The 2,397-nt window shown below is 72.4% G+C and carries 3 protein-coding genes; all 3 read right to left on the bottom strand.

Annotation, left to right across the window (positions count from 1 at the left end; genetic code table 11):
* Window positions 1–403 (bottom strand): transglycosylase family protein (locus GL263_RS25165; protein WP_182858041.1); only part of this gene is annotated, 403 nt, incomplete at its 3' end.
* Between the two features lie 159 nt (window positions 404–562).
* Window positions 563–1,819, bottom strand: a complete 1,257-nt coding sequence (locus GL263_RS25160) for a cytochrome P450 family protein (protein ID WP_182858040.1) — start codon at window positions 1,817–1,819, stop codon at window positions 563–565.
* Between the two features lie 36 nt (window positions 1,820–1,855).
* A partial coding sequence (locus tag GL263_RS25155; RefSeq protein WP_182858039.1) for a lysoplasmalogenase family protein occupies window positions 1,856–2,397 on the bottom strand: 542 nt, incomplete at its 5' end.

The following is a 2,397-nucleotide window of genomic DNA, read 5'->3' as shown; positions in this document are numbered from 1 at the left end:
GGGTGGCGCCGTCGGCCGAGGCGTTGGCCTCGGCGGCGAGTCCGCTGCTGACCGCGCAGACCGGCCAGGCCTCGGGGCCCTCGCCGGCGAGGATCTTCTCGGCGACGGCTATCTGCTGGCCCCGGCTGGCCAGGTCGGGGCGTGCGGCGTACTCGGTACCGCCGTACTTCTTCCACGTCTTGAGGGTGAGTTGGAAACCGCCGTAGTAGCCGTTGTCCTGGTTGGCGCTCCATGTGCCGCCGCTCTCGCACTGGGCGACGGCGTCCCAGGTGGAGGGTTCGACGGCCTGGGCGCCGGTGGCCCCCATGAACGGCATCGCGATGCCCGCGCTGGTCACCCCCGCCGTGACCAGGATCGCTGGGGCCTGACGAGGTCGGCGGTGACGGCCGGTCCCGGAAAGCATGCGGTTGCCTCTCGTGCGGAAGTGCCTGGGACGACGCGCCGCCTCACTCGTGACACGAGTGACACAGGTGACAGCTGTGACGCGAGTTGCGTGCGGCTCGTCGACTGACGGCTGAAGGTAGCGGCCGCCCGCCAGGATCACAAGCCAGTGTCGCCGAGATCACGCATTGGTCACGGCGCCGAACCGGACCGGCAGTTGACGCAGTCCGCGCATGATGAGGCCGCCCCGCCAGCGGAGTTGCTCGTCCTCGACCGCCAACTCCATATCGGGCAAGCGGCGCAGCAGGGTCGAAAGCGCGACCTTTCCCTCCAGTCGGGCGAGTGGGGCGCCGAGGCAGTAGTGGATGCCGTGGCCGTAGCCCAGGTGCTGGTTCTCCCGCCGCCCGAGGTCGAGCACGTCGGGGCGGTCGAACTTCTCCGGGTCCCTGTTGGCGGACGCCAGAACGACCAGGACCGGTTCCCCGGTGCCGATCCGCTGCCCGTCGAGCGTCAGCGGCTCGGTGGCGAAGCGCCAGGTGGCCAGCTCCACCGGTCCGTCGTAGCGCAGCAGTTCCTCCACCGCCGTGTCCAGCAGCGTGTCGGCCTCCGCGCCGCCGGCCGCCAACGCGTCCTGGAGCCGGCGGCGTTGGCCGGGGTCGCGGAGGAGGGCGAGGGTGCCGTTGCCGATGAGGTTGATCGTGGTCTCGAAGCCGGCGAACAGGATGATGAAGGCCATCGCGGCGGCCTCGTTCTCGGTGAGGTGCTCGCCGTGGTCGCTGGCTCTGATCAGGCCGGAGATCAGGTCCTCGCCGAGGTCGTCGCGCTTGCGGTGGATGAGGTCCTGGAGGTAGCCGCGCATCTTCTTCACCGAGCGGCCCACACCGCCCCGCGGCCCGCCGCCGTGCCGGATCATCAGCCCGGCCCACTCGCGGAAGTCGTCCTGGTCCTCGGCGGGCACGCCGAGCATGTCGCAGATGGCGTAGATCGGCAGCGGGAACGCGAACTCGTGGATGAGGTCGGCCTCGCCGCGCGGCGCGAAGGCCTCGATCAGGCCGTCCGTCAGCTCCTGTACGCGCGGCTCGAACTCGGCGACCCGGCGCGGGGTGAACGCCTTGGAGACCAGCCGCCGCAGCCGGGTGTGGTCGGGCGGGTCGATGTTGAGCAGGTGGGTCATCAGGTTGGCGCTGCGCTCGCCCGGGATGCCGACCTTTCCCTTGCCGTGGGCCTGCTCGCTGTGGTGCCCGGGGTTCTTGCTGAGCCGCTGGTCGGCGAGCACCTGGCGGGCGTCCGTGTAGCGCGTCACCAGCCACGCCTCCACGCCGCTGGGCAGGGTGGTGCGGTGGACCGGAGCGTGCTGCCGCAGCCAGGCGTAGGCGGGGTAGGGGTCGGCGGCGAACTCCCAGCTGAAGAGTTCGGGTGTCGGTTTCTGCGCGTGCACCCGACGACGTTACCGGCCCCGCCCGGGCGGCCGGCGTCAGGCCAGCTCCAGCCAGCCCGTGGTGATGAGGTACTGGCCGAACAGGTAGCCGGCCATGATCATGACCTCCTGGCCCGGGAATACGTGGCCGGCCGCCTGGACGCCGATGAGCAGGTCGGAGGCGAGGAAGGACACCGCGCCGGCGCCGACCTTGCCGCCCACGCCCAGCGCCGCCGCGCCCATCACCGCCAGCGCCAGGCTGTAGCCGGCGACCGGCAGCCGCAGCCTCCGCTCCAGGGTGGGGGCCAGCGCCGCGTTCGCGGCGGCCCACACGGCGAGACAGCCCAGCGCCGGCCCGGGCCGGCGCCTGATGCCGCGCAGCGCGCCGAGGCCGACGTACCCGGCGGTGTAGCTGACCTGTGTCCCCAGGAAGGCGGCCATGCCCAGCAGGAACGCCGGCTCGCGCGTGTCGAAGAGCAGCGCGGTGTCCCCGGCGGTCGAGAACGCCAGGCCGGCGAGCAGCGCCGGGGGCGGGCCCGCCGGTGTGTCGGCGAGCACGTCGCCGCCGGGCGTGCGGCGGCGGAGGGCGTGGGTGGCGA

It is taken from the genome of Streptomyces durbertensis (assembly GCF_014156695.1).
Classification (GTDB): Bacteria; Actinomycetota; Actinomycetes; order Streptomycetales; family Streptomycetaceae; genus Streptomyces; species Streptomyces durbertensis.
This window is presented reverse-complemented; position numbering and strand designations above follow the sequence as displayed.